Raw genomic sequence first — 24,703 nt, 5'->3', positions numbered from 1 at the left:
GCTCATTTTTCCAAAGTGACTCCTTTGTCATCCGTTGTTCGATTTTGCGCCGTTCCGTCGGAGGGTGGCTAGTGCCACGATCCGCGGCTTCTCTCGCGTTATCGTGCGGTCAGTGCCGGCGGCAGCAATGCCTTGTGAGCCTCGAAGAGCTCCTCGGTCATCAATTGGATGTCGTCCAGCGTGAGAATCGCACTCGTGAGGGGGTCCATGGCGACCGCGTGAAAAACCTGCTCCCTATTCCCAGTCAGTGCAGCTTCGACGGCCAGAGTCTGCAGGCTGATGTTAGATAGATTGAGTGCCGCGAGCTGGGGTGGGAGCGCCCCGATGGCGACCGGTTGCACCCCATTTCGGTCGATGAGGCACGGAACTTCCACACAGGCCTCCGGTGGAAGGTTTGAAATGAGACCGTCGTTGGGAACGTTTCCGTAGACGACGCTCGGCACGCCAGTAACGACGGAGTTGATAATGCTTGCCCCGTACTCGACCGACGGCTCAAGGTTGGCCTTGAGCTTTTCAAGCTGTTGCTCCAAGTCGCCCGTCACATCGTGTGCGACGCAGATTTCGTAGTAGTCCCAGCGCTCGGGTATGTACTCCAGCACCGTCTCCGGGTCCTTGCGGAAGTAGGGCATATATTCGGAGGCGTGATGGCTGGATTCCGTCTGAAAGTAGCCGAACGAGTTCATGATGGTCGTCCGGACCTGCTCGTTCCCACCCTCGTAGTTGCTCGATGCATCAGCCGCTTCACTGTGGTCGCCGTCATCATCATTTAGGTCAGTCGCCGCGCGTCCACGCTGGTGAAGTTCAGACATAACCTCGCGCAGTCGTGGGTAGAGGTCCTCTTTTCCGCTCTCGAATCTGAGGATCCACGCCTGGTGGTTGATTCCGGCGCACACGTAGTTGAGCTCGCTGTATGGGACGTCGAGAGTTCTCGCGAGCATCCGTGTGGTGCCTTGCACGCTGTGGCAAAGGCCGATAGTTGAGAGCCCCTTGGCGTTGAGGAACCCAGTGGCCATCGCCATCGGGTTGGCGTAGTTGATGAACTGCGCATTCGGGCAGAGTTCAAGCGCATCTTCGGCAATGGCCTCATACGCCGGGACGGAGCGTAGGAACCGGAATACCCCGCCCGGGCCGACCGTGTCCCCGACGGTCTGGTCAACACCGTACTTGCGGGGGATCTCGACGTCGTGGCGATAGGAGTCGATTCCCCCGACCTGGAATGTGATGATGACGAAGTCGGCATCCCGGAGGGCCTCACGGCGGTCGGTCGTTTCGATGATAGTGGTGTCGAGCCCGTGATGTCCGATAAGCTCCCGCGCCGCCTTGGCTGTGCGAGCGGCGCGCTCTGGATCCAGATCCATCAAGCACAAGGTGCTCGACTGGAGCGCCGGAAAGCTAACGAGATCGCCGATGAGGCGGAAGGGGAAGACAAAGCCTCCAGCGCCGATGATGGTGATTTTTGGAGGTCGAGTTTTAGAATACATATTCAGAACATACTGATGGGCGATGGTTCGGAACCTCCGTCTTGAGCTGTATTTACTCCAGGATACTCAGGTCGCCTGCTAGGGTGGAGGAATGACTATTACTGCGAGTGGTCCGTCTGAGGGGCCTTCTTTCGTAGATACCCTCGTTCCAGCCATCTGGACTCGTCGCGGACAGGCGCCTAGGATGGCGCGCTCGCATCGACACGATGATCTTGAGTTCAACTTCGTACTTCGCGGCTGTCTCGATTACCTCTTCGGGGGCGAACGCATCCAAGTTCCGGCCGGGCACCTCGCGATGTTCTGGGGTGCGACCCCTCATCGCCTAATTGAGTCCTCTCTCGAGGAGGATAGTGACAGCTGCTGGCTCCACGTTCCATTGAGTACCGTACTCCGCTGGGGGCTCTCAACCCAAGATCTCAACGACCTGCTTCAAGGCAGCCCAGTGATCGTGCCCGCCGGAGCGGCCGGTCGGGATGTCGAATCGATGTTCATGAGCTGGATGCAGGAGCTGGAGGACGAGAACTACGAGACAATCGCACTCATCGAGGTACACGCTCTCGTGCGACGATTACTCGGGTATCGCCGAAGATCTACCGAGCAGGTTTCAGCTCTAACCCTAGCGGGATCCGGAGCTTCAGATTCGATGCAGCGAGTGACCGCGATGGCTCAATTTATAGTCGCGCACTTTCGTGAGCCGATCACCACTGCCGATGTGGCCGACTCTGTTCATCTCAACAGCCATTACGCCATGTCGTTATTTCGACGTGCAGTCGGGACAACAATCGGCCGATTCATTACTGGCTGCCGGGTCTCGGAGGCGCAACGCCTCTTGGTAACCACAACGCTCAGCACTAGCGAAATCTCACCCACGGCGGGCTTTGGGTCGCAGAGTAGCTTTTACGCGCACTTCATGAGGATCTGCGATTCCTCGCCAGGCGAGTACCGAGCCCTCCATCGCTGAGCAGATGCAGCGGCAAGTTTTGATGAGCAAGCTGGGACCGGTTCAATCTTCCTGGTGAATCGCTCCCAAACGGAGACGCTCTCTGTATCAATTGGTCTTCGTGACCTGGAGGGCTTAGCTCGTCTAAGCGCAGAGAGTCTTTTTGATTCAGACGTGAATGCAGCAAACACGCTGGCGGACCCTGAAAGAGTGGGAATGCAGCAGAACTCCTCGGCAAAAATTGTGGCCGGTGTCCTTCACATCGAACTACAGCCAGTTTCCTGGACTGCTATCGCTTTTGGGTAGCTGATTTAGACACCACAACCCCATGAGCGTGAGCTTCCAAAGAGTTGTGGTGTCTCCCCCCAAAGAACCAATAGGCAAAGATAGCCCTAGAGTGCAATCAAATGATTTACCCTGAGGGAAGACAAACCAAGTAGGAGATCTGATGAAACAAAACAAACTCGGCCCGTGGCACGTCTCCGCAGTTGGAATCGGATGCATGAATCCATCTTGGACTGGCGGAACCGCTCTTGACGAAACTCTTCGACAAGAATCTGCGATTCCAGCGCTGCATGCAGGCATGGATGCCGGCATAACACTCTTTGACACTGCCGATATGTATGCCCCAACCTGGGACACTTTTGGTCATAACGAGCGCTTTGTCGCCGAGGCGCTTCGAACCTGGTCCGGCACCCAGGAGCAAAAAGACAAGATTGTCATCGCCACCAAAGCTGGCATCGCTCGCCAACCAGGAGAAAAATTTGGCAGAAACGCCAGTTTGGATTACTTATTGCGGGCTGCCGAAGCATCTGCTGGCCGGCTTGGAGTGGAGAAGATTCAGCTTTGGCAGCACCATCGGCTAGATCCGACCATTTCTTTTGAGCAGCAGTTTGAGAACGTTTTGGCTCTGAAGCAATCTGGCATCGTTGATCAAATTGGTGTTTCCAACTACGACGCCAAGCAACTCGAGATTGCGGTCAAGATGGGCGGCACCCCGAGTGAAGGTGGTGTTGTTTCTATTCAAAACGAGTTCAGCCCGCGCTATCGGCATGATCTTGACGTGTTGGCAGTTTGCGAGAAGTACGGCATCGCCTTTTTGCCTTGGTCACCACTTGGCGGCACCAGAGCCAAGAGTGAGATTTCTGGGGCCAGTTCCTTTGAGCAGATGGCCGAAAAGTACTCCGCTAGCCCATTTGCCATCGCACTGGCTTGGTTGATGCACTATTCGCCAACAATCATTCCAATACCGGGAGCAACTCGGATGGAAAGTGTTCTGGACTGCGCGAAGAGCACCGAGATCGAATTGAGCCAGCAAGATTTTGAATACCTCAGTAGTAATTTGCCAACCGAGATACCGGTCTCAGAAGAGCTAACCCCGAAGCCGGAATACCGCTAGCAGGGTTTGCAACAGAGTGGTTGTTCACCATTGGTATTTGAGTATTCTCACGAAAAATGTCACTTCTAATATAAAGAAATATCTGCTTTAGGAGCATCACGGATGAAGGAATCAAACATGGCCGCAGCACCCAAGGAAATCTGGTTCCTAACCGGAAGCCAGAACCTCTACGGCGAAGAAACACTTCGCCAGGTTGCTGAGCAGTCTCAGGTGGTGGTGGATCAGTTATCCACCGGCGTGAACGCACCTCTCAAAATTGTCTGGAAGCCGGTGGTAAAAACCACCGAAGAGATTAAGGCTGCGCTTCAAGGGGCCACCTTGGCCCCCGAGTGTGTCGGCGTCATAACTTGGATGCACACCTTTTCTCCGGCCAAGATGTGGATTAATGGGCTGGATTCCCTCAAAAAACCGCTGTTGCATTTGCACACCCAGGCTGGACAGTCCCTCCCTTGGGCAACAATCGACATGGACTTTATGAATCTCAACCAGGCTGCTCATGGTGATCGAGAGTATGCCCACATCCTGAGCCGCATGGACATCGCTCGCAAGGTTGTGGTTGGTTTTCCAACCGATGCAAGAGTTCAGCAGGAAGTTGATTCCTGGGCTTGGGCCTCTCTCGGTTGGGATAAATCTCAGCATTTGAAGGTGGCTCGCTTTGGCGACAACATGAGATACGTGGCAGTGACCGACGGTGACAAGGTTGCCGCGCAAATTACCTTTGGTATGTCAATCGAGCAATTGAGCGTGAATGCACTGGCCGATGCCGTGCTCGGAGTTAGTGATGCCGATGCCAACAAACTTTGTGAGGTGTATCAGGCCGAGTACGAGGTCGCAGCCGAGCTTTGTCTCGGTGGGGCTAGGCATGAGTCTTTGCAATACAGCGCCAAGATCGAGATAGCCCTGCGGGCGATTCTTGAACAGGGTGGCTATTCCGCCTTCACTTCAAACTTCGAGGATCTTGGCACTTTGCGCCAATTGCCAGGGCTTGCAGTTCAGCGCCTGATGGCTGATGGCTATGGCTTTGCTGGCGAGGGCGACTGGAAAACCGCCGCCCTATTAGCAATCACCAAGTCGATGACACCGCAAGGTGGCGGCACCTCATTCATGGAGGACTACACCTACCACTTTGGTCCAGGGACCCCCAAGGTCCTTGGCGCTCACATGCTCGAGGTTTGCCCGAGCATCTCGGGACAAAAGCCCAAGATCGAGATCCACCCGCTTGGCATTGGCGGCAAAGAGGATCCGGTGCGCATGGTCTTCACCGCCAAGCCCTCAGCCGGCAGGGTGCTTTGCCTAACCGACATGGGTGCTCGTTTCCGCCTAATCACAAACGAGATTAAGATCGTGGAGCCGACTCAGGATCTACCAAAGCTTCCGGTTGCCAGGGCGGTCTGGGAGCCAGAGCCATCCTTGGCAGTTTCTGCCGAAGCTTGGATGCTCGCTGGTGGTTCACACCACACCGTCTTGACCAACTCGGTCAGCCAAGAGACCCTGGAAGACTTTGCCAGGATTGCCGGTGTTGAATTGGTGGAGATCGATTCGAGCACTACCTCCAAGGGTTTGCGCAAAGAGCTGCAGTGGTCCAGCGCCTACCACCGCTTGGTTAATAGAAACGTTTAGTCGCGGGCTTCTAGGTAGGGTTTAGCTGTGGAAAAAGCGAATTGGACTCTCTTTGGTAAAAGACCAAAGGACCCGGCCCCGAGTTGGGTCGCGGTTGTTCTTGCGTTTTTTTTAGCGAGCCAAACCTTTATCCAAGTTGGCGATAGTTACCCGCTCTACATGACCCTTTTTGCCCTGGGTGGTTCGGCCTGGATGGTCTTTTTGGCCATACAGTCTAGGGCCTGGTTCGGGTTTTTCTTTATTCCAGTTGCGCTGTTGTGGCTGAACCCGCTTCTTGGGGGCGACCCATTCACCAGCTTCACGGTTCTGATGTTTATGGCCCACGCGGCAATTGCCATTTTGTTTGGGGTGGCGGCCTACACCTTCGCAGCTAGAGAACGCACAAAGAAATGACCGACAACTTTGTCGGCTTCGCCCAGTCACCAAAGCCAGATCCAAAAAAGACAGTGACTGAGCGCGAATTAGAACTTTCCTCCAATCTTGAGCTTGCAGGCCTTTTGGCACCCTTTATTACTAAGTTTGGTTTGGATGGCTGGCTGGGAGAGTTTTATAAGTTTGATTTTCAAACCGGGGCCAAGCTCAAGTACAAATCCAAGGACTTGGAATATGGCGCAAGCTATTCGATGATCACCCTGCCCAAAAGAGTCGTCCTAGTGACCGAGTCGCTCGGCGAAATAGATATCAAAATCGCTGCGGGCAAAAAGGAATCTAAGGTGAGAATGAAGTTTCGGTTGGCGCTATTGCCAAACCAGGTGAAGTCTTTCAATGCCGAAATTGACGAAATTACTGTTCGGCTAAGGAGCACCCTTGGTGGATAGCCTGTCTAAGCAGCCCAACATTTACGACGTTGCACGGGTCGCAAAAGTGTCTCACCAAACCGTCTCGAGGGTGCTAAACAACAATCCTTCGATCCGAGAAGAAACCAAGTCGCGGGTTTTGGAGGCCATGGAAAATCTGGGCTATCGGCCAAACCTTGCCGCCAGGGCACTGGCCTCTTCTAAAACGCACATGCTCGGCATTTTGGCCTCTGATACTGACTTCACCGGGCCAGCGTCGATGGTGCATTTTATGGAGGTTGCCGCTCGGGCGCAGGGCTTCTACGTGGTGACCTGCCGCATCGACCCGAACCTTGAGGCTTCGGTCAATGAGGGTATAGAGCATCTCATGAAGCTTGGCATCGAGGGCATGGCGGTCATCACTCCGCAGGCGGAGGCGGTGGAAGCAGTGCGCAAAATGGTGGCTGGCATCCCGGTTGTCACGCTGGATTCGATGTATCGAATGGATGAGTTAGCGGTTTCGGTGGATAACTTTTCCGGAGGAGTCTCTGCCACCGAGCACCTAATCGAGCTCGGTCACCAAAACATTCTGCATATTTCCGGCCCAAAGAACTGGTTTGAGTCAACCACCAGGTCCGCCGGCTACACCTCTTCAATGCTCAACGCTGGACTAAGTCCAATGATCATCGAGGGGGACTGGGAGCTTTCGACCGGGTATCGCATTGGTCATGCGCTAGATCTGGAGGCCAGGGGAATCACGGGCCTTTTTATCGCCAATGACCGCATGGCGATTGGTTTTTTGCATGCCATGCGAGAGCGCGGGGTTGAGGTTCCGAAAAGGGTGAGCATCGTGGGCTTTGATGACCTAGAAGAAACCCAATACACCTGGCCACCGCTTACCACTCTCAGACAAGACTTCAAAGAGCTGGGGCTAAGGGCGATGGAATTGCTACTTGACGAGATTTCCGGAAAGTCTGTTAGAAAGCTCGACAGACTGGTACCGAATTTAGTGATCAGGGACTCAACCGGGCCGGCCCCAAGGTAGCGGCATTGGAAAATCAAAAGGAGACGCAGCATGCATGAGTTTGATTTAGTTGCGGAAGTGCAAGCAATGCGCCAGCAGGTTTCGGACTTGCACTCAGAACTCACCCGCTACGGTTTGGTGATTTGGACCGGGGGAAATATCTCGGGTCGCGTCCCGGGCCATGACCTTTTTGTGATTAAGCCGTCTGGTGTTTCCTACGATGACCTAACCCCAGAAAACATGGTTCTGTGCACCTTGGATGGTTCGGTTCTGCAAGGAACCCTGGGTAGCGAAAGGTCTCCATCCAGCGACACCGCCGCCCACGCCTATGTCTATCGCAACATGCCAGAAGTTGGTGGCGTGGTCCACACCCACTCAACATATGCAACCGCTTGGGCGGCTCGTGGGGAAGAGATTCCGTGTGTGATAACCGGCATGGCCGATGAGTTTGGCGGCCCCATTCCGATTGGCCCATTTGCGATCGTTGGCGATGACTCAATCGGCCGGGGAATAGTTGCGACCCTAAAAACCCACCGCTCCAGAGCGGTGCTAATGAAAAACCACGGCCCCTTCACTATCGGTATAAACCCCAAGGATGCAGTCAAGGCTGCGGTGATGTGTGAGGACGCAGCTCGAACGGTTGAAATTGCAAGACAGGGTGGCGCGCTTGTGCCTCTTGAGCAAGCGGCAATCGATTCGCTTTACCTTCGCTACCAAAATGTTTATGGACAATCGGAGGATGCTAGGCGATGACTGAATCAATCAAAAAACTAATCGATGCCGGCAAAGCTACCCTAGGCATTGAGCTTGGGTCAACCAGAATCAAGGCAACCCTGATCGGCGAAGACCTGAACCAGATATTGGCCACTGGAACCCATGATTGGGAGAACCAGCTCGGGGATGGCTATTGGACCTACTCAGTAGATTCCATCTGGCAGGGGTTAGCCGCCACCATAAAAGACTTGCAGCACAATGTCGAAGAGCAATACGGCATCAAACTTCAAAGCCTGAACGCCATTGGCGTTTCGGCAATGATGCACGGCTATTTGGCTTTTGATGAAAAAGACCAGCTACTGGTTCCTTTTAGAACCTGGCGAAACACCACTACCTCGCAAGCCGCAAAAGAGCTCACCGACCTTTTCGGTGTGAACATTCCGCTGCGCTGGTCTGTTGCTCACCTGCAGCAGGCCGTATTGGACAAATCCGAGCACGTTCCACACATCAGCTTCATAACCACGCTGGCCGGCTACGTGCACTGGATGCTCACCGGTAATAAAGTGCTGGGCATTGGCGATGCTTCGGGGATGTTCCCAATCGACTCAGCCAATAAGTCCTACGACGCAAAGTTGCTAGCAGTCTTTGATGCACTGGAGACCTCCAGGGTTCTGCGAGGCAATCTATTGAGTCTTTTACCCGAAGTCTCAGTGGCTGGCGAGAGTGCCGGTTCGCTGACGCAGGCTGGGGCGAAGCTGCTTGATCCAAGCGGATCGCTAAAAGCCGGGGTTTTGTTTTGCCCTCCCGAGGGAGATGCCGGTTCGGGCATGGTTGCCACCAATGCAGTGGCTCCAACCACTGGAAACGTGAGCGCCGGCACCAGTATCTTTGCAATGGTGGTGATGGATCGGGAACTAACCAAGGTCCACCACGAACTCGACATTGTCGCCACTCCGGTTGGCGACCCGGTTGCAATGGTGCACTGCAATAACGGAGCCAGTGAGCTTGCGGCCTGGGTGAGAATGTTTAGCCGCTTCGCTAAAGTTTCGGGAAACCCCTTGAGCTCTGATGAGGTTTACGAGCTCTTATTCGAAGAGGCCCTGAGCGGTCAAAAAGACGCTGGCGGCCTTTTGGCTTACAACTATCTCGCCGGTGAGCCGATCGCTGGTCTTTCAGAGGGCAGGCCGCTGTTTATTCGCAAACCCGACAGCGAATTCAGCCTGGCAAACGCAATTTTGGCCCAGCTCTACGGGGTATTTGGCACCTTAAGTTTGGGCATGGCGGTCTTGGCCAAGGAGAACGTTCAGATCTCGAAGATGTCCGCCCACGGCGGCATCTTCAGAACCAAGGGCGTTGCTCAAAGAATTCTGTCGGCTGCAATCTCGGCGCCGGTTTCGGTTTCTGAAAGTGCTTCCGAGGGTGGCCCTTGGGGCATGGCGTTGTTGGCAGCGTTTTCTCGATCATCAGCGACCAGCCTGAGCGAGTTCTTGAACACCAGGGTCTTTGGTGAGCAAGAGGTTGTCACGATTTTGGCAGACCCCGAAGAGGTTGCTGGGTTTGAGCGTTACCTCACCGACTACCGAATGGGACTGCCGGTGATGGCCCAAGCTATTAAATCCATCCAGTAACATTGGGCTCGGGTGGCAGGGGCGTTATTTTGTGATGGATTTGTAATCAAAAACACCACTCAGAATTCAAAAAATCAACCCGAGAGACCGAAATGTGGTGTAGAAATGCGTTGGTAGAAGATGTTAGCGGTAACAAAATGGTTACAGCTAATGGTTTCTTTCAATAGAACTGCTCGCATAGCCAGTTGTTTAGGCAATGTTGGCATGAAGCAATCTGTGCGAGCTGGACGCGATACAGATCCAAATTCTTCGGGGGTCCAACCGAAAATGAAAGGAACAGATTTGTTCAAGAAACTACTAGGCATTACAGCCACGGTTGCTGTAGCTGCTTTAGTCCTAAGCGGTTGCGCAAGCACGACTGGGACTGACACAACTGCAACGACCGGAACAGAAGCAGTTGTTGAGTCGGGACTAATTGGTGTTTCGATGCCAACTCAGTCTTCAACTCGCTGGATCTCAGACGGTGAAAACGTAAAGTCCGCCTTGGAAGCCGCTGGCTTCGAGGTTGACCTTCAGTTTGCAGAAGACGACATCCCAACCCAGGTAGCACAGCTCGAGGCCATGCTAACCAAGGGTGCAAAGGCACTAATCATTGCAGCTATCGACGGTACTCAGCTAACTGACGTACTTCAGGCAGCAGCCGATGCAGGCGTTCCAGTTATCGCTTACGACCGACTAATTGTTGGCAGTGCGAACGTTGACTACTACGCAACCTTCGACAACTTCAAGGTCGGCGTTCAGCAGGCAACCTCATTGCTAGTTGGAATGGGTGTTTACGCATCTGAAGACTCCACCTCAGCTGACGGTCCAAACGCTGCAGGCCCCCTAAACATTGAGCTATTTGCTGGTTCACTGGACGACAACAACGCATTCTTCTTCTTCAACGGTGCGATCAGCGTTCTACAGCCACTAATTGACTCGGGAGTTCTAGTAGTCAAGTCAGGCCAGACCACCATTGAGCAGGCCGCAACCCTTCGTTGGGACGGCGCTGTAGCTCAGAAGCGTATGGAAGACCTTTTGGTTGGTAACTACGCTGATGCAAAAGTTGACGGCGTTTTGTCACCTTACGACGGTATTAGCCGCGGCATCATCGCAGCTCTAACCGACGCGGGTTACGCGACCATGCCAACCATCTCCGGTCAGGATGCAGAAGTACTTTCCGTCAAGTCAATCTTGGCTGGCGAGCAGTACTCGACCATCTTCAAGGACACCCGTGAGCTAGCCGGAGTTGCTGCAGGTATGGCGATTGCGTTGCTAAATGGCGAAATGCCAGAGACCAACGACACCACCACCTACGACAACGGCGTGAAGGTTGTTCCTTCATTCCTACTAACCCCTTACATTGTCACCATTGACAACTACAAAGAGGTTCTAGTTGACTCTGGCTACATTGCAGAAGCAGACCTAGGCTAAATAGCAGCAAGGTAGTAAACGGTTACCTGCCCTCAAGAGCAATCTTGAGGGCAGGTTTCCCAGCTAATCTGATACGCAACAAGGCATTAAAGGAGCGCACATGTCTAACTCAATTCTTGAGATGCGCAACATCACCAAAACTTTCCCAGGAGTTAAAGCCCTGGATGATGTCACTCTCATAGTTGAGAGAGGCGAGATTCACGCCATTTGTGGCGAAAACGGTGCCGGCAAATCCACCCTCATGAAAGTACTCTCGGGCGTCTACCCCTTCGGTTCCTATACCGGTGAAATCGTTTTCGAAAACGAAGTCAAAAAGTTCTCCACCATTCGCGATTCAGAATCGCAAGGGATCGTAATTATTCACCAAGAACTAGCGCTCTCCCCACACCTTTCGATTGCCGAGAACATCTTTTTAGGCAATGAGATTAAGTCCTTTGGCTTGATCGATTGGAATAAGACCAATCAAGAAGCGGCATCGCTAATGGCCCGGGTTGGCCTCTCCGAAGACCCAAACACCGCAATTAAAGACATCGGTGTTGGCAAACAGCAGCTAGTGGAAATTGCTAAGGCACTTTCAAAGCGCGTGAAGTTGCTGATTCTCGATGAGCCAACCGCTGCCCTAAACGATGAAGACTCAGCCCACCTATTGGACCTTTTGCGCCACCTCAAGGGCCAGGGAATCACCTCGATCATCATTAGCCATAAACTCAATGAGATCGAGGCCATTGCCGACACCACCACCATCATTCGGGACGGCGAGACCATTGAGTCCCTGCACATGAAACAGGACTCAGTTTCCCAAGAGCGCATCATCAAGGGCATGGTTGGCCGAGACATGGAAAACCGTTACCCAGCCCGTAATGCCGACATTGGTGAAGAGATCTTGCGGGTTGAGAACTGGAATGCATATCACCCAATCGACTCCAGCCGCAAGGTGGTCGACGACATCTCAATGAACGTCAAGCGCGGCGAGATTGTCGGGCTTGCCGGCATTATGGGCGCTGGGCGAACCGAGTTCGCCCGCAGCCTTTTTGGTCAGTCTTATGGAACCAACATCTCGGGTCGAGTTTTCAAAAGTGGCCAAGAGATAAAGATGAAAACGATTGCTTCGGCGATCAACCAGGGCATTGCCTATGCAACCGAGGACCGCAAGCGCTTTGGGCTGAATCTTATTGAAGACATCAAGCGCAACATCTCTCTAGCTTCACTCAAGTCATTTGTCCGATTTGGCTTGGTGGATGGCAATGAGGAGTTCAAAAAGGCCAGTGAGTATCGCGAGTCGATGAACATTAAAGCCCCGAGCGTTTTATCGGTGGTGGGCCAGCTCTCCGGTGGAAACCAGCAGAAGGTTGTGCTTTCCAAGTGGATTAACGTGAACCCGGACGTCTTGATTTTGGATGAGCCAACCAGGGGCATCGATGTTGGCGCGAAATACGAGATTTATTTGATTATTCAAAGACTTGCAGCCGAAGGCAAGGGGATCATTGTGATTTCCTCTGAGCTTCCAGAGTTGATCGGTATTTGCGATCGCATTTATGCGATTGCCGAGGGTCGAATTACCGGGGAGGTTGAGCGTAAAGATGCCAACCCGGAACTGCTTATGAGATACATGACTACTGAGAAGGGTAAGAACTAATGTCATCAACTACGACATCGCCAAAGGGGGCACTAGCCTCTTTTAGAGACCGCTTCCAAGGTGTGAACCTGAGGCAAAACGGAATCTTCTTAGCCCTGGTCGGCCTCGTGGTGTTTTTCGCACTCACAACACCGAATGCCGCTTCGATAACCCCGACTAACTTCTCCAACCTGGTGGTCCAAAACGGTTATATCTTGGTTTTGGCAATTGGCATGGTCATGGTCATTATCGCCGGCCACATCGACCTTTCGGTAGGTTCGGTCGCCGCATTTATCGGCGGCGTTGCCGGAATTCTGGTGGTTAGACCGCTTGAGCAAGATGGTTGGGATTGGCTTCCCGCGTTACCTTGGTGGGCTGGAATCATTGGAGCCATTATGGTCGGTGGCCTGGTGGGGGTCTGGCAAGGCTTCTGGGTGGCATATGTCGGAGTGCCGGCATTCATTGTGACCTTGGCCGGCATGCTGTTGTTCCGCGGCATGGCGCTACTAACCCTGCAGAACACCAATATCGGTCCGTTCCCAGACGAGTTCCGAGCGATTGGAAATGGATTTTTAGATAAAGAACAGAACCTCAATGCTCTGGTGGGGATGTCCGAAACGTATAACTTCACGGCCCTTATTGTTACCGGGGCCGCACTTTTAGCACTTTGGTTTGCTTCACTTCGCACCAGAAGTGGCAAGATCAAATACGGCCAAGTTGTTGAACCAACAGTTTGGTTCTACGTGAAGAACGTGGTTTTGAGCCTGATGCTTGCCTATGTCGGCCTCCAGCTATCCCAGGCCAACGGTATTCCAATAACCCTGATCGTCCTTGTCTTTTTAGTCGTCATCTACACGATAGTGATGCAGCGCACCCCGTTTGGACGCTATATCTACGCAATCGGTGGAAACCTAAACGCGGCAGTCCTATCGGGCATTAACGTTCGAAAAGTGAACTTCTTCCTGTTCGTAAACATGGGAGCACTTGCCGCGCTGTCGGGCGTGCTAATCGCCGCCCGAATGAACTCGGCAGTGCCAAAGGCCGGCGATGGCTTCGAGCTCGATGCGATTTCTTCGGTGTTTATCGGTGGAGCCGCTGTGCAAGGTGGTGTTGGAACAGTAACCGGTTCGATGATTGGTGGTTTGATCCAGGGAGTCTTGGCGAACGGCATGAACCTAAACTCGGTTGGTATTGATATTCAGATGACAATCAAGGGCTTGGTCTTGCTATTGGCTGTGGCCTTCGATGTCTGGAGCAAGCGCAGAAAGTAGCATTTAGCGTCACTCGAAAACACCGGGCTAGTGGCCCGGTGTTTTTACTTTAACTAGTTATCCACAGGCCTAAAACGGTGTTTTTGAAAGTTTGCGATACTTTTTGGCAGTAGAAACGCCTCAGGTGCTACATTGTAGAACATGGAGAACAAAGTGGGAATTAGAGAGTTGAAGCAGAACCCTTCGGCAGTGATTGCGCGGGTGAAGGCCGGTGAGGAGATAACCGTCACAGAGCGCGGTGAGCCGGTGGCAAAAATTACTTCTCAACAAAAAAGCATTTTGGATCAGCTATCGGATGCCGGTGACCTCAGTATTGCCAGGGGCAACCTAGCGGACTTCCTAAAGAACTCAAGCGCAACTAGGGTCGCCCAGGGAACCCCTTCCTCAGAGCAGATGCTGACTCAAACTAGAGGTGAAAGGTTGTGAAAGCTGCTTATTATCTTGACACCTCCGCGGCCCTGAAGTTGGTGAAGCTGGAGGCAGAGACACCCTTTTTGGAAGCCTGGCTGGAGGCACAACACTTTCCAAGGTTAATTTCCAGCGACCTCCTGCGTACCGAGCTAATTGGCAATATTTTAAGGTTTGTGCCCGAGGGGCTGCAGCGAGCTCATGATTTGATTGAGCAAATTAGTTTTTTAAAAATAAAAACAGAGATTTGCACGCAAGCCGTGATGCATGTCGGCCTTGGTCTGGGAACTCTGGATGCGATTCACTTAGCGAGCGCGTTGGCTTGTTCCTCTGAAATCCAAGGACTCGTCACCTATGACAAAAAACTGATTGAAGCCTCTCTCAGAGCTGGGATTAGGCCGATTACTCCGATTGTGTGAGTGTCTTGGGTCTCAAGCTGGTTAGCCCAGGTTTCGATCAAAAAAGACGGTTAGCAATTCGGCATAGCGATCCGTCTCAGTGAGCATGCCCTCGGTGTGGTTGGCATCGACAAACCTCTCCAGTTCGATGTTTGCTCCGACTGATTTTGCGTAGTTGTAAAAATCAACTGAGCTTTGATAGTCCAGACGCTCATCCTGATCACCGTGGAGAATCAACATAGGCCTATTACCAGCCTTTTCAATGCCGGTCTTGGTGCTAGTTTCACCCAGGTCCACTCCGTGAAAGAGGTTTGCCGAGACCTCGGCGAACTGCCATAAAAACCCTGGAAAACCCTGGAATTCAACTTCTGCGGTGGCCGCCTTTGAAAAATCGAAGATGGTGCCCTCCATTGCAAAGGCAGAGACATCCTCTGTTTTAGCAGGTAGCAGGGAGGTCATAATTGCCCCGCCTGATACCCCAAACATTCCGATGCTTCTTGCGGGGACACCCTTCTGATTCTTCAGCCAGAGTGCTACCTCGGCAAAGTCCGAGGATTCTTCTTGACCTGCGGAGTGACGACCGTCGGTGCAGGTCGAGCCGCCAGTATCTCGCATGTCAACCAAAAGGACGTTGAAACCCGATTTCACCAGCATCGCGGCTGGCAAGAGGGCATTGAAGTCTCTTCTCGAAGTGCCGATTCCGTGGGTGACAATGACCGTCTTGTTGTTTGTCTCAAGTGGGGTGATCCACCACGCCTCAAGAGTGACATCTTGGGCTACGGGAATCTCTACGGTGTCGTATGGCACTCCGGTAAGCCACCACTCAGATAGGTCATAGCCCACCCACTGATTCCAGCTTGAAGAAGGGTAGGGCCCAGAATTATAGGTTGAGGTATAAAAAGCCTCGGGGGAGTTATCAAGATCATCGGTATTTATGCCACAGGGCACCGCGGTGCCAGAGGTGTAAACATAGTCACCGATTGCTAGGCCCCCGGCAGTAAGTGCAACCACCAGTGCTCCGGCAGAGATCGCTGCGATCTTGATCGATTTACGCATAGGCCAAACTAACACACTCACAGCTGTGCATATTGCCTAGTGTTTCGGGTCTCTCGAGGACCCCGAAATGTGCATAAATTGGATTCAAGCCGTTGATGACTCTCGGCCATCAACTAAAAAGCCGACAGTGTTCTGAAAAACTTATTGGGGGCTAGTTACTCAAAGCTGAGAGGTAGTCAACCATTGCCTGAGCCATTGCCTTTCTGGCAGGGACTAGGTATTTGCGAGGGTCGGAGAGCGAACCACCGTTAGCGAAGTGCTCGGCAACTGCCCTATTAAAAATCAAGTTAAACTCCGTTGCGACATTTACCTTGGCAATCCCGGCAGCTAGTGCTTTTTTTAGCTCGGGGATTGCAACACCGGAAGAGCCGTGCAACACAAGTGGAACTGGGACGGCGCTCGCGAGCTGGCTAATCAATTGAAGATCTAGACTTGCGGATTTCTCGGTCATGGCGTGGGAGCTGCCAACCGCAACCGCCAAACCATCTATTCCGGTGGCAGCCACAAACTCGATCGCCTCAGAAGGCTTGGTTCTGACCCCTGGGGCATGAACGCCGTCTTTGCCGCCAACCTCGCCAAGCTCAGCCTCGAACCAAACCCCCTTGGCCGCTGCGGCCAAAGCCAAATCCCTAGTGGTGGCCAGGTTTTCTTGATAGGAGAGCTTTGAACCATCGAACATCACCGAACTGAAACCTAAGTCAATGGCCTCCAAGACCAGCTCTGGCCTGGTGGCATGGTCCAGGTGCACTGATATATCGGCACTACTTTGGCGAGCAAGCGCCAATAGTGCCAAACCCATTGGCTCAAGTGAACCGTGGTAGCCAACCGTATTTTCAGAAAGCTGCAACACCAGCCCGGTGTTGCTTTGTTCGGCAGCCTGAACTAGGGCTTCACCCTGTTCCAGCAAAATGGCATTGGCAGCGACCACAAAGCTCTGTTGGCTAAGAATGGCTCCGGTTGTTTTGAGGGTCATTCGACTTCTTCCACTTCTAAGGTGTTGGCTAAATCAGCCAACTTCTCCCAATTGATCTGCCCGGCCACAGGCTCAAGCACTGCCAAGCTCCCGGCCGCAGCTGCATTTTTTAGCAGCTGTGAGTCAGTGAGGCCCTTATCTAAAGACCAGCTAGCAGTAGCGACCATCGCATCGCCGGCGCCGGTTGGATTGCCCTGAACCTTAGTAACCTGAACAGAGAGTAACTTTTTGCTGGTAAAAAGCTTGGCCCCTAATTCCCCGAGCGAAACTAAAACCCGCTTTGCTCCAAGAGACATTAGAAACCCAGCCGCTATTTCAACCGATTCAGAGCCAGTGGCAGCCAATAGCTCTTCTCGGTTTGGCTTTAGAAGATCAAAGCCAAGTTTGGCAGCCTCAATTAGTGCAGTGCCTGAGGTGTCAATCACTGCTATTGGAAAACTGTCTCTGATTACACTCAGTAGCCGAGTGATTTGCTGGCTTGTGAGGTCGGCCGGTAGCGAGCCGCTGAGGACTCCGACCGAAGTATCTCGGGCGCCTTGGATGATTGCCAAAAAGGCTTCAAATTCGGATTCCAAAACACTCGGTGCTGGTTCGTTAAAGACCGTCGCCCCGATGTCAACAACACTCACGCAGGTTCGAGTCTCAGCAATCGTCTCGATTGCTTGATAGCTAACTCCAAGCTTCTCGAGCTCTGAGCGGAGCCATGATCCTGCCTGGCCTCCAGTCGGCAGAATCAACGCGGTGTGGTGGCCGCCTGATTTGAGCACCCGAGCGACATTAAGTGCCTTACCGCCTGCGAACTTATAGGTTTTTTGAACCCTGTGCGACTCTCCCAACACCAGCTTCTGCACCTGGTAGGTGACGTCAATCGCTGGAGAGAGGGTGACAACGCCGATCAAGAGTTCTTTAGCCGATCCATTGCACTCAGCCCGGCCCCGATACACCCGGAGGTGCCCTCAAGCTTTGAGATGAGGATCTTTGGCCTGAGCTGAATGCCCAAAACCTTATCAAGCTCTTTTTCCAGGCTCGATGCAAAATCCGAATCGGCATCTGCGATGCCGCCTGCGATTACAACAGCCTGGGGCCCCAGAGTGCTCGCTACAAAATGAATGCCGAACGCGAGTGCCTCGTAGAACTCACTTCTGAGCTCTACGGCAATTTGGTCCAGTTCTTTATTGGCATCAAGAATCAGATCGGGTGTGGCGTCTTTGCCACTGAGCGCCTTATAGTTTCGAACCAAGGCGCCTCCGGAGACCGTCATCTCCATGCAGCCAGTCTTGCCGCAGACACAAGGCCTATCGTTTCTGGTCGGTGCATGGCCAATCTCGCCGACTGCGCTGTGCGGTCTGTAGATCGCTCCATTAATCACAAAGCACGCAGCAAGTGCTGTTCCAATTGCCATGATCATTGCCGAGTCGTAACCCTTGGCCTCGCCAATTCTAAATTCGGCATAACCGCTAGCGGTCACATCATGCTCCAAATAAACCGGAATCCCAACCAGTTCCTGAAGTTTTTGGGCAATTGGAAAATGGCGCCAACCTAGAGTTCCCGAGAACACTGCAATGCCATTTTGGGCGTCGACAATCCCCGGCACGCAAAGTCCTACTACTTTAATCTCGTGGTTGTTTAGGTAATTTTTTACTATTTCGGCCAGGACCTCGACCGCTTGTTCGCCGGATGGGTCGTTGTTTGGAGTCTTGGTTCTGCGCAGCTCGGTTACCTCACCCGAGGGCGAAATTAGGCCGGATTTTATGCTGGTGCCACCAAGATCAATCCCGAGTATTTTCACTATAGAAACCTAGCAACCCTTTAGCTCAGAACGATTGATCTCGAAAGGTGTCTTGGGGTATCGGCGTTCAGGCCCTTCGACTCGGTGATTGCCAGCGCTATGCGCTGCGCCATCACTAAGCTCGCCATCGGGTCCAGCTCCAAGTGCACGAACTTTGCTCCAGTCTTGGCAACGTCTTTCTCCAAACCAGCAGGTACATCACCAAACACCCAAACACTGCGCCCCGGCTCTGCAATTGAGATTGGGCCGTGGCGATAATCCATGGCAGGGTATGCCTCAGCCCAGTACTGGGAGGATTCTCTGGTCTTGAGCGCAGCTTCGTGTGCCAATCCCACAGTCCAACCAGTTCCCAAAAATGTAATCTGGGTGCTCGCAACCAGTTCCGCATCAAGCTCTTGGGCCAATACCTGGCGGCAGTCAGCAATCGCGCCGGTGAGGTCTTCGCCGAAGTGAGTGCGTAAAAGAGCCAACACCGAAGTGGCGTAGCGAGTCTGCAACACCGACTGCTCGTCGGCAAAATCTAAAACGATTGCTTCCTTGGCTAGCTCGGCGCAAGGGGAGTCCGCCACCGCTGTGATCACGACTGTGTTCTGACCCGCAAGTTTTTCTAGCAGCTCGATGACCTCGCTGGTTGTGCCGGAGCGGGTGATTGCAACTATTCGGTCGTATTTACGATTCAGTGGAAATTCGTTGGCGGTAAAGGCGTCCGACTCTCCAAGGCCCTTGCTCTCCCTAAGAACTGCCGCGGACATAGACACAAACCAGCTGGTGCCGCACCCCACAAAAGCAACCCTCTCGCCCTTGGCCGGCAATTGGTGAGCAACCGATGAGTGCAAGTCAACTACCTGTTCCCATATTTCTGGCTGGCTGAGTACTTCTACGCTGGCGAATGTTGCCACTGGGTGCTCCTAATCAAAAAGAAGAAAAAGTTGAATGTTCTCTTATTATTGAGGAAAACATCAAAATAGTGCAAATAAATTGCAGATTTTACTCAAGTTTCATCGGTATTAAATGATTCAAACTCTACAAATTGCCTTAAATACGTTATTTCTGTTGGTCTTTATTGAATTATAAATCTTGACGAATTTCAATTGTAATCAGACTGTAATAATCAAAACTATGCATAATAATTAAATAATTATTAGCATTACGTCAGGTTCTGGGTCCAAATGGCCTCAGCATCCCCAAGCAGTCGAGCACGATTGATTGATAAATTGAGAGGAATATATGAGCAAGAGGGGACTAAAGCGCGGCATTGCAGTCGCAGCGGCAGGTCTAATTGCAGCTTCGACACTAGTCGGCTGTGCAGCAGAATCAACGGTTACTCCAACCGATGGTGCAGTATCTACTGAGCCAGTAACCATTCGCATGGTTGCTGCCCAGTACACCGATGCAATGCAGCCTTATTACGATGACCTAGTTACCCGCTTTGAGGCGGAGAATCAGAACATCACCGTAGAGGTAGAGGTAGTTAGCTGGAACGATATCGACCAGAAGCTAAAGACCATGGTTCAGACCGGAGATCTTCCTGACATCGGTAACTTGAACTACTTCTCTTCATTTGCAGCAGATGACTTGCTTTACACCGCAGAGGAACTAGTTCCAGCAGACGTATTGGCAGACATGGTTCCAACCTTCATTGAGAACTCAAAGTACAACGGGGTTGCTTATGCACTTCCCGACCTTGCCTCAGCCCGCTTGTTCTTCTACAACAAGGACATTCTTGCTGCAGCCGGAGTTGCAGTTGAGGATCTCAAGACCTGGGATGGCCTAGAGGCAGCAATGCAGAAGATCAAGGCTTACGACTCTGCAATCGTTCCCCTAGTTCTCCCACTGGGCCCAGAAGAGGCGCAGGCCGAGTTCATGATTTGGGCTAACTCCAACGACGGTGGAGTGTTCACTGACGGCAAGTGGTCCATCACCTCCGACAAGAACGTAGAGACCATGGAGTACCTAGCCTCGCTAGTAGACCAGGGCCTAACTAACCCAACACCTGCAACTTGCAACCGCACCGACTGTGCATTCGCACTGTTCGCTGAGGGCAAGGCTGCAATGTTGAACGGTGCCCAGTTCTTGCCAAACGTTTTGGCTGAGCAGGCAAGCCCAATCAACTACGGCTTCACCACCTTCCCAAGCAACCGTGCAGATGGTTCCTCAATCACCCTTGGTGTGCAGGACTACTTCTTCGGTTTCAAAAAAGAGGGCAACCTAGATGCAGTGCAGAAGTTCTTGGCTTTCTTGTACCAGCCTGAAAACTACGCTGGCTTCTTAGAGGCCGCTGGTGGATTCTTGCCAGCAACCGTTTCAGCTGGTGCAGCACTAGCCAACGACCCAGCACTAGCTCCATACATCGAGATCCTTCCACAGGCAGTGTTCTACCCAGGAACCGAGGCCTCGTGGCCAGCAGTTCAGGGTGAAATGCAGCAGACCATTGGTAAGGCTGTAGAAAAGGGTGCCAACATAATGGCAGTCCTAGAAAACATTGCATCAAAAGCTGAATAAGTAATTAGTCAGTGCTAGATAGTTAGAACTGGCGGGGACCACATCTGGCCCCCGCCAGTTTTTTCTCAGGTAATACAGTTAATCTGTTAGGGAGCTGATGAAAAAGATTCTCGCTGGGCCAATTCCTTGGCTCACACCGATGTTGGTTCTGATCTTTGGTGTGGTGCTTTGGCCCGTATACGAAATGATCCGCACCTCAACCCTCGAGATATCGGGTTCCGGAAAAGAAAAGGGCTTCGTCGGTTTAGATAACTACCGCGAGCTATTAGAAAACCCCAACTTGGTCGGCGCCTTTGTGCGAACCATTTTCTGGGTGGTCGTGGTGGTAACCCTCACGATTCTCATCTCGCTGGCGCTAGCGCAGCTTTTGAATCAAGACTTCCCCGGCAGAAGGTATGTGCGCTGGGCCTTGATCGTGCCTTGGGCCTCTTCGGTCATCATGACAGCAACCAGCTTCCGTTGGATGCTCGATGGTTATTACGGGATTCTAAACAGAATTCTCACCGACCTTGGTTTCATTGACGAATCCGAAGTGGTGGAGTGGTTGGGCTCTTCGAGCACCTCGTTCCCCTGGCTGATTGTGGTGGCGGTTTTTGTTTCACTCCCCTTCACAACCTTTGTGATTCTCGCGGGACTGCAAACCATTCCAAACGAAATCTACGAGGCTGCCAGAGTTGATGGCGCATCCCCTCGCAAAACCTATTCTTCGATCACCTTCCCGCTGTTATTCACCTCACTATCGGTAGCGGCGGTTATCAATCTGATTAACGTGTTCAACCAGTTCCCAATCATTTGGGTGATGACCCAGGGTGGTCCGGGCTACGACACTGACACCACAACAACGCTGATGTATAAATTGGCCTTTAGAAGCCAAGAGGTCGGCCAGTCGGCCGCCCTGTCGGTTTTGAACTTCGCAGTGATCTTGGTCTTCGTGTTGATTTACCTCAAGGCCACCGGGTTTACAAAGAAAGAGCAGGACTAGGGCCATGAAGCTTCTCAAGAAATCCTCGCTCTCACTGATGGGCGCCTTGGTTGCCGCAGTCTTCTTGATTCCTTATATCAGAATGATTTTCACCGCCCTGACACCTTCCAGCGAGCTCTACCAAATTCCCGCAGAGTATGCGCCCTCCACCTTTGAATTCTCAAACTTCATCACGGTTTGGGAGTCGGCTCCGATCGCGCAGTATCTCCTCAACACCCTGATCATCGCCGGCAGCGCCACTTTGGTGGTCCTGGTGGTGGCGATTCCGGCCGCTTATTACCTTGCCCGCTTTAGATTCCGCGGCCGCGGTTTGATTTTGCTATTGGTTTTAGCCACCCAGATGTTTGCCCCAACCTCGATGGTTATCGGCATCTACCGCCAGTTCGTATCGCTGGGTCTGGTTAATAGCTACGTCGCATTGATTTTGGTGAATGCGGCCTTCAACCTGGCTTTCTCGGTTTGGATTCTCAGCGGCTTTTTCTCCGGCATCCCCGCCGAGGTTGAAGAAGCAGCCATGCTCGATGGTTGCTCGAGATTCACAGTCTTGCGCCGCATTACATTGCCACTGGCACTGCCGGGTCTTTTGACGGCGGTGATCTTCACCTTCATTGCGGCTTGGAATGAGTTTGTGGTGGCGCTGACATTAACCTCATCGGCTGATGTTCGGCCACTTACGGTTGGCATCACAGGGTTTATTGGGCTTTATGAAGTGCAGTGGCACTACGTGTTTGCAGTTTCACTTATTGCAATCATCCCGGTTGTTATCTTGTTTATCTCAATTGAGAAGTGGCTAGTGAGTGGCCTAACCGCCGGCAGTATCAAGTAATCTTTTGGGCAACATGTCTAGAAACGAAAGAGTTAATCGAATCCTCGAGTTGGTCGCCAAGCGCGGCAGCCTTGATGTGGACTCGGCAGCCAAGACACTTGGTGTCTCTGTTGCCACGGTTCGTCGTGATTTTGATGAACTCGCTGCAAGGCAATTGGTCACTCGCACCCATGGCGGCATTGACGCCGTGGGCAAGGCTTATGACCTGCCGATTCGCTATCGGACAGCCAAGGACTCGCGCGGCAAGCTAAGAATTGCCAAGACCGCCGCCGCAATGGTTCAGCGCGGCAACCGTATTGGCCTCAATGGCGGCACCACAACCACCGAGCTCGGTAGAGAGCTTGCCCAAGCCCATCGACTAATTGCCGAGGATGGCGACATCGGCCTAACGGTTGTCACCAACGCGGTTAACATTGCCACTGAGATGGTCATCCGCCAACACATCAAGATTGTCGTGACTGGTGGCATTGCCAGACCGCAAAGCTATGAGCTCATCGGAGACTACGCGGCCCCGGTGTTAGAGGGTCTAGTTTTAGACATCGCGTTCATCGGAGTCAATGGCATCGATGCCGAAGTCGGCGCCACCGCCAATCACGAGGGTGAAGCCCGGATTGACCAGCTCATTGCAGCAGCTGCCAAAAAAGTAGTCGTAGTTGCCACCGCTGATAAAATCGGTAACCAGGCCTTCGCAAGAATCTGCAAGCCCAATCAGGTCGACGTTCTGATAACCGATGAGGAAATAGACCCAGAGCTTCGCAGGGCTCTTGAGGCTCAGGGTATTGAGGTGATTATTAGTGAATAGCAAAATTATTCACTCGGTGAGCGTCTTTCAAGAAGGCAAGCTCATTGAGAACGCTTGGGCTCACCTAGCCGAGTACACCACCATCGGTCACGGTGACAGCTGGCAAAGGCTCAACGCCGATGAGGTCATTGATGGCTCAGGTCAAGTTCTTCACGCCGGCTTCTTTGACACACACTGTCATGGTGGCAATGGCTTTGCAGCCAATAACTCGGCCCAAGACATTCTTGGAATCTTAGATTTCAACCAGCAAAACCAGGTGACAAGAAACATCGTCTCGCTGGTTTCCGCGCCAGTTGCAGAAATGGTGAGAATCACCAAGGAGTGCGAAAGCTTATTGTTGGACCCAAGGTTTTTGGGGCTGCACTTTGAAGGGCCATTTTTATCCCACGAACACCGCGGTGCTCAGGACCCCGATGCCTTGAAAATTGCTACCGATCAAGAGGTCCAGGCAATTGTAGAGTGTAAAACGATTCGCTCAATTACGGTTGCCCCGGAGTGCCTGAGCGATTCTCAGACAGCCGTTCTTGAAGCCTCGGGCATCAAGCTTTGTTTTGGGCACTCTTCGGCGGGCTATGAAGAAACCTTAGATTTTCTAACCAAGCACCCGGAGTCAGTTATGACCCACACCTTTAATGGCATGCGCGGCATTCACCACCGTGCCCCAGGCCCAGTGCCGGCTGCCATCGAAACCGATACCTATCTGGAACTGATTGCCGATGGCATCCACGTTGAGCCGGCTGCAGCTCGTTTGATTCCAGCTGAGCGCTTGATCTTGGTTACAGACGCAATCCAGGCAACCGGTCAGCCAGACGGCAAGTACTTATTGGGTGAGGTAAAGATTGAGGTTAGGGACGGGGTCGCAAGAACCGAATCCGGCTCGCTGGCGGGCTCAACCCTCAAGATCACCCAGGCGGTTAAAAACTATGCTCGGTGGACTAATAACCTTGAGCTTGCCCTCAGGGCTGCCATCACGAACCCCGAAAAGGCCTATAAAGTGCCGGCTCAGCCCATCACCTCAGAAAACCACTTTTTATTCAGAGTGAACTCCAACTAGCAAATAATCTTCAACAGCCGCAACCAGAGCGG

25 protein-coding genes are annotated in these 24,703 nt (G+C 52.6%); 19 read left to right on the top strand and 6 right to left on the bottom strand.

Going from position 1 to position 24,703, the window contains the following annotated elements:
- Positions 1–98: 98 nt before the first annotated feature.
- Positions 99–1,481: an alpha-galactosidase gene (gene melA / locus BLP47_RS00900; protein ID WP_091849493.1), complete on the bottom strand. Its 1,383-nt coding sequence runs from the start codon at positions 1,479–1,481 to the stop codon at positions 99–101.
- 91 nt (positions 1,482–1,572) lie between these two features.
- Here melA and BLP47_RS00895 point away from each other — a divergent pair, with 91 nt between their 5' ends.
- The 14 genes from BLP47_RS00895 (at position 1,573) to BLP47_RS00830 (ending at position 14,708) form a co-directional block, all read left to right on the top strand.
- Positions 1,573–2,442, top strand: coding sequence for a helix-turn-helix domain-containing protein (locus tag BLP47_RS00895; RefSeq protein WP_091849491.1), 870 nt, complete (start codon positions 1,573–1,575; stop codon positions 2,440–2,442).
- Positions 2,443–2,487: 45 nt separating this feature from the next.
- Positions 2,488–2,727 carry an alpha-L-arabinofuranosidase C-terminal domain-containing protein gene (locus tag BLP47_RS00890; RefSeq protein WP_371325797.1) on the top strand — a complete coding sequence of 80 codons (240 nt, stop codon included), beginning with the start codon at positions 2,488–2,490 and terminating at the stop codon, positions 2,725–2,727.
- 142 nt (positions 2,728–2,869) lie between these two features.
- Positions 2,870–3,820, top strand: a complete 951-nt coding sequence (locus BLP47_RS00885; RefSeq protein ID WP_091849487.1) for an aldo/keto reductase — start codon at positions 2,870–2,872, stop codon at positions 3,818–3,820.
- A gap of 102 nt (positions 3,821–3,922) precedes the next feature.
- Positions 3,923–5,440, top strand: a complete 1,518-nt coding sequence (araA, locus tag BLP47_RS00880) for an L-arabinose isomerase (RefSeq protein ID WP_197672381.1) — start codon at positions 3,923–3,925, stop codon at positions 5,438–5,440.
- Between the two features lie 27 nt (positions 5,441–5,467).
- A complete protein-coding gene (locus BLP47_RS00875) occupies positions 5,468–5,833 on the top strand; it encodes a hypothetical protein (RefSeq protein WP_091849485.1) in 366 nt (121 codons plus the stop codon).
- Positions 5,830–6,258 carry a hypothetical protein gene (locus tag BLP47_RS00870; RefSeq protein WP_091849483.1) on the top strand — a complete coding sequence of 143 codons (429 nt, stop codon included), beginning with the start codon at positions 5,830–5,832 and terminating at the stop codon, positions 6,256–6,258. Before BLP47_RS00875 ends, BLP47_RS00870 begins: the two co-directional genes overlap by 4 nt.
- Positions 6,251–7,261 (top strand): LacI family DNA-binding transcriptional regulator, encoded by a 1,011-nt coding sequence (locus BLP47_RS00865; RefSeq protein ID WP_172807161.1) that lies wholly within the window; start codon positions 6,251–6,253, stop codon positions 7,259–7,261. The genes BLP47_RS00870 and BLP47_RS00865 overlap by 8 nt, the downstream gene beginning before the upstream one ends.
- 30 nt (positions 7,262–7,291) lie before the next feature.
- Entirely contained in the window at positions 7,292–7,993 is a 702-nt protein-coding gene (locus BLP47_RS00860) for an L-ribulose-5-phosphate 4-epimerase (protein WP_091849479.1), read from the top strand.
- The gene (locus BLP47_RS00855; RefSeq protein WP_091849477.1) at positions 7,990–9,582 is read left to right on the top strand and encodes a xylulokinase; all 1,593 of its coding nucleotides are present in this window, start codon (positions 7,990–7,992) and stop codon (positions 9,580–9,582) included. Before BLP47_RS00860 ends, BLP47_RS00855 begins: the two co-directional genes overlap by 4 nt.
- A 282-nt stretch (positions 9,583–9,864) precedes the next feature.
- Entirely contained in the window at positions 9,865–10,995 is a 1,131-nt protein-coding gene (chvE, locus tag BLP47_RS00850) for a multiple monosaccharide ABC transporter substrate-binding protein (RefSeq protein ID WP_249883351.1), read from the top strand.
- Between the two features lie 100 nt (positions 10,996–11,095).
- Complete coding sequence (gene mmsA / locus BLP47_RS00845) at positions 11,096–12,631, top strand: multiple monosaccharide ABC transporter ATP-binding protein (RefSeq protein WP_091849475.1); 1,536 nt, start codon at positions 11,096–11,098, stop codon at positions 12,629–12,631.
- The gene (mmsB, locus tag BLP47_RS00840; protein WP_091849473.1) at positions 12,631–13,881 is read left to right on the top strand and encodes a multiple monosaccharide ABC transporter permease; all 1,251 of its coding nucleotides are present in this window, start codon (positions 12,631–12,633) and stop codon (positions 13,879–13,881) included. Before mmsA ends, mmsB begins: the two co-directional genes overlap by 1 nt.
- 153 nt (positions 13,882–14,034) lie before the next feature.
- Complete coding sequence (locus BLP47_RS00835) at positions 14,035–14,307, top strand: type II toxin-antitoxin system Phd/YefM family antitoxin (RefSeq protein WP_197672380.1); 273 nt, start codon at positions 14,035–14,037, stop codon at positions 14,305–14,307.
- Positions 14,304–14,708, top strand: coding sequence for a type II toxin-antitoxin system VapC family toxin (locus BLP47_RS00830; RefSeq protein WP_091849469.1), 405 nt, complete (start codon positions 14,304–14,306; stop codon positions 14,706–14,708). Before BLP47_RS00835 ends, BLP47_RS00830 begins: the two co-directional genes overlap by 4 nt.
- A gap of 21 nt (positions 14,709–14,729) precedes the next feature.
- On the opposite strand, the gene BLP47_RS00825 is transcribed toward BLP47_RS00830, so the two are convergent.
- From BLP47_RS00825 to BLP47_RS00805, 5 genes are all read right to left on the bottom strand, one after another.
- The gene (locus tag BLP47_RS00825; RefSeq protein WP_091849467.1) at positions 14,730–15,743 is read right to left on the bottom strand and encodes an alpha/beta hydrolase; all 1,014 of its coding nucleotides are present in this window, start codon (positions 15,741–15,743) and stop codon (positions 14,730–14,732) included.
- A 151-nt stretch (positions 15,744–15,894) separates the two neighbouring features.
- On the bottom strand, positions 15,895–16,716 hold the full coding sequence (locus BLP47_RS00820) for a class II fructose-bisphosphate aldolase (protein WP_091849465.1): 822 nt from the start codon (positions 16,714–16,716) through the stop codon (positions 15,895–15,897).
- Positions 16,713–17,615, bottom strand: coding sequence for a 1-phosphofructokinase family hexose kinase (locus BLP47_RS00815; protein WP_157671305.1), 903 nt, complete (start codon positions 17,613–17,615; stop codon positions 16,713–16,715). Before BLP47_RS00815 ends, BLP47_RS00820 begins: the two co-directional genes overlap by 4 nt.
- Complete coding sequence (locus BLP47_RS00810; protein ID WP_157671302.1) at positions 17,612–18,505, bottom strand: ROK family protein; 894 nt, start codon at positions 18,503–18,505, stop codon at positions 17,612–17,614. The genes BLP47_RS00815 and BLP47_RS00810 overlap by 4 nt, the downstream gene beginning before the upstream one ends.
- Before the next feature lie 20 nt (positions 18,506–18,525).
- Positions 18,526–19,404, bottom strand: coding sequence for an SIS domain-containing protein (locus BLP47_RS00805; protein ID WP_091849461.1), 879 nt, complete (start codon positions 19,402–19,404; stop codon positions 18,526–18,528).
- Between the two features lie 328 nt (positions 19,405–19,732).
- Here BLP47_RS00805 and BLP47_RS00800 point away from each other — a divergent pair, with 328 nt between their 5' ends.
- The 5 genes from BLP47_RS00800 to BLP47_RS00780 all read left to right on the top strand — a co-directional run bounded on the left by BLP47_RS00800 (position 19,733) and on the right by BLP47_RS00780 (position 24,671).
- On the top strand, positions 19,733–21,007 hold the full coding sequence (locus BLP47_RS00800) for an extracellular solute-binding protein (RefSeq protein WP_091849459.1): 1,275 nt from the start codon (positions 19,733–19,735) through the stop codon (positions 21,005–21,007).
- Between the two features lie 97 nt (positions 21,008–21,104).
- Positions 21,105–21,989 (top strand): carbohydrate ABC transporter permease, encoded by an 885-nt coding sequence (locus BLP47_RS00795; RefSeq protein WP_091849457.1) that lies wholly within the window; start codon positions 21,105–21,107, stop codon positions 21,987–21,989.
- A 4-nt stretch (positions 21,990–21,993) separates the two neighbouring features.
- Positions 21,994–22,815 carry a carbohydrate ABC transporter permease gene (locus BLP47_RS00790; protein ID WP_091849454.1) on the top strand — a complete coding sequence of 274 codons (822 nt, stop codon included), beginning with the start codon at positions 21,994–21,996 and terminating at the stop codon, positions 22,813–22,815.
- A 13-nt stretch (positions 22,816–22,828) separates the two neighbouring features.
- Entirely contained in the window at positions 22,829–23,617 is a 789-nt protein-coding gene (locus BLP47_RS00785; RefSeq protein ID WP_091849452.1) for a DeoR/GlpR family DNA-binding transcription regulator, read from the top strand.
- A complete protein-coding gene (locus BLP47_RS00780; RefSeq protein ID WP_091849450.1) occupies positions 23,610–24,671 on the top strand; it encodes an N-acetylglucosamine-6-phosphate deacetylase in 1,062 nt (353 codons plus the stop codon). Before BLP47_RS00785 ends, BLP47_RS00780 begins: the two co-directional genes overlap by 8 nt.
- The last annotated feature ends 32 nt before the right edge of the window (positions 24,672–24,703 follow it).

The sequence above is a fragment of the Candidatus Aquiluna sp. UB-MaderosW2red genome (assembly GCF_900100865.1).
Classification (GTDB): Bacteria; Actinomycetota; Actinomycetes; order Actinomycetales; family Microbacteriaceae; genus Aquiluna.
The sequence above is the reverse complement of the archived record's forward strand: the minus strand, read 5'-3'. Positions and strand labels throughout refer to the sequence as shown.

Bases quoted from the DNA above. Each gene is read 5' to 3' on its own strand.
- melA (WP_091849493.1), bottom strand. From the start codon at position 1,481: ATGTATTCTAAAACTCGACCTCCAAAAATCACCATCATCGGCGCTGGA.
- BLP47_RS00895 (WP_091849491.1), top strand. From the start codon at position 1,573: ATGACTATTACTGCGAGTGGTCCGTCTGAGGGGCCTTCTTTCGTAGAT.
- BLP47_RS00885 (WP_091849487.1), top strand. From the start codon at position 2,870: ATGAAACAAAACAAACTCGGCCCGTGGCACGTCTCCGCAGTTGGAATC.
- araA (WP_197672381.1), top strand. From the start codon at position 3,923: ATGAAGGAATCAAACATGGCCGCAGCACCCAAGGAAATCTGGTTCCTA.
- BLP47_RS00870 (WP_091849483.1), top strand. From the start codon at position 5,830: ATGACCGACAACTTTGTCGGCTTCGCCCAGTCACCAAAGCCAGATCCA.
- BLP47_RS00860 (WP_091849479.1), top strand. From the start codon at position 7,292: ATGCATGAGTTTGATTTAGTTGCGGAAGTGCAAGCAATGCGCCAGCAG.
- BLP47_RS00855 (WP_091849477.1), top strand. From the start codon at position 7,990: ATGACTGAATCAATCAAAAAACTAATCGATGCCGGCAAAGCTACCCTA.
- mmsA (WP_091849475.1), top strand. From the start codon at position 11,096: ATGTCTAACTCAATTCTTGAGATGCGCAACATCACCAAAACTTTCCCA.
- mmsB (WP_091849473.1), top strand. From the start codon at position 12,631: ATGTCATCAACTACGACATCGCCAAAGGGGGCACTAGCCTCTTTTAGA.
- BLP47_RS00825 (WP_091849467.1), bottom strand. From the start codon at position 15,743: ATGCGTAAATCGATCAAGATCGCAGCGATCTCTGCCGGAGCACTGGTG.
- BLP47_RS00820 (WP_091849465.1), bottom strand. From the start codon at position 16,716: ATGACCCTCAAAACAACCGGAGCCATTCTTAGCCAACAGAGCTTTGTG.
- BLP47_RS00800 (WP_091849459.1), top strand. From the start codon at position 19,733: ATGAGCAAGAGGGGACTAAAGCGCGGCATTGCAGTCGCAGCGGCAGGT.
- BLP47_RS00795 (WP_091849457.1), top strand. From the start codon at position 21,105: ATGAAAAAGATTCTCGCTGGGCCAATTCCTTGGCTCACACCGATGTTG.
- BLP47_RS00790 (WP_091849454.1), top strand. From the start codon at position 21,994: ATGAAGCTTCTCAAGAAATCCTCGCTCTCACTGATGGGCGCCTTGGTT.
- BLP47_RS00785 (WP_091849452.1), top strand. From the start codon at position 22,829: ATGTCTAGAAACGAAAGAGTTAATCGAATCCTCGAGTTGGTCGCCAAG.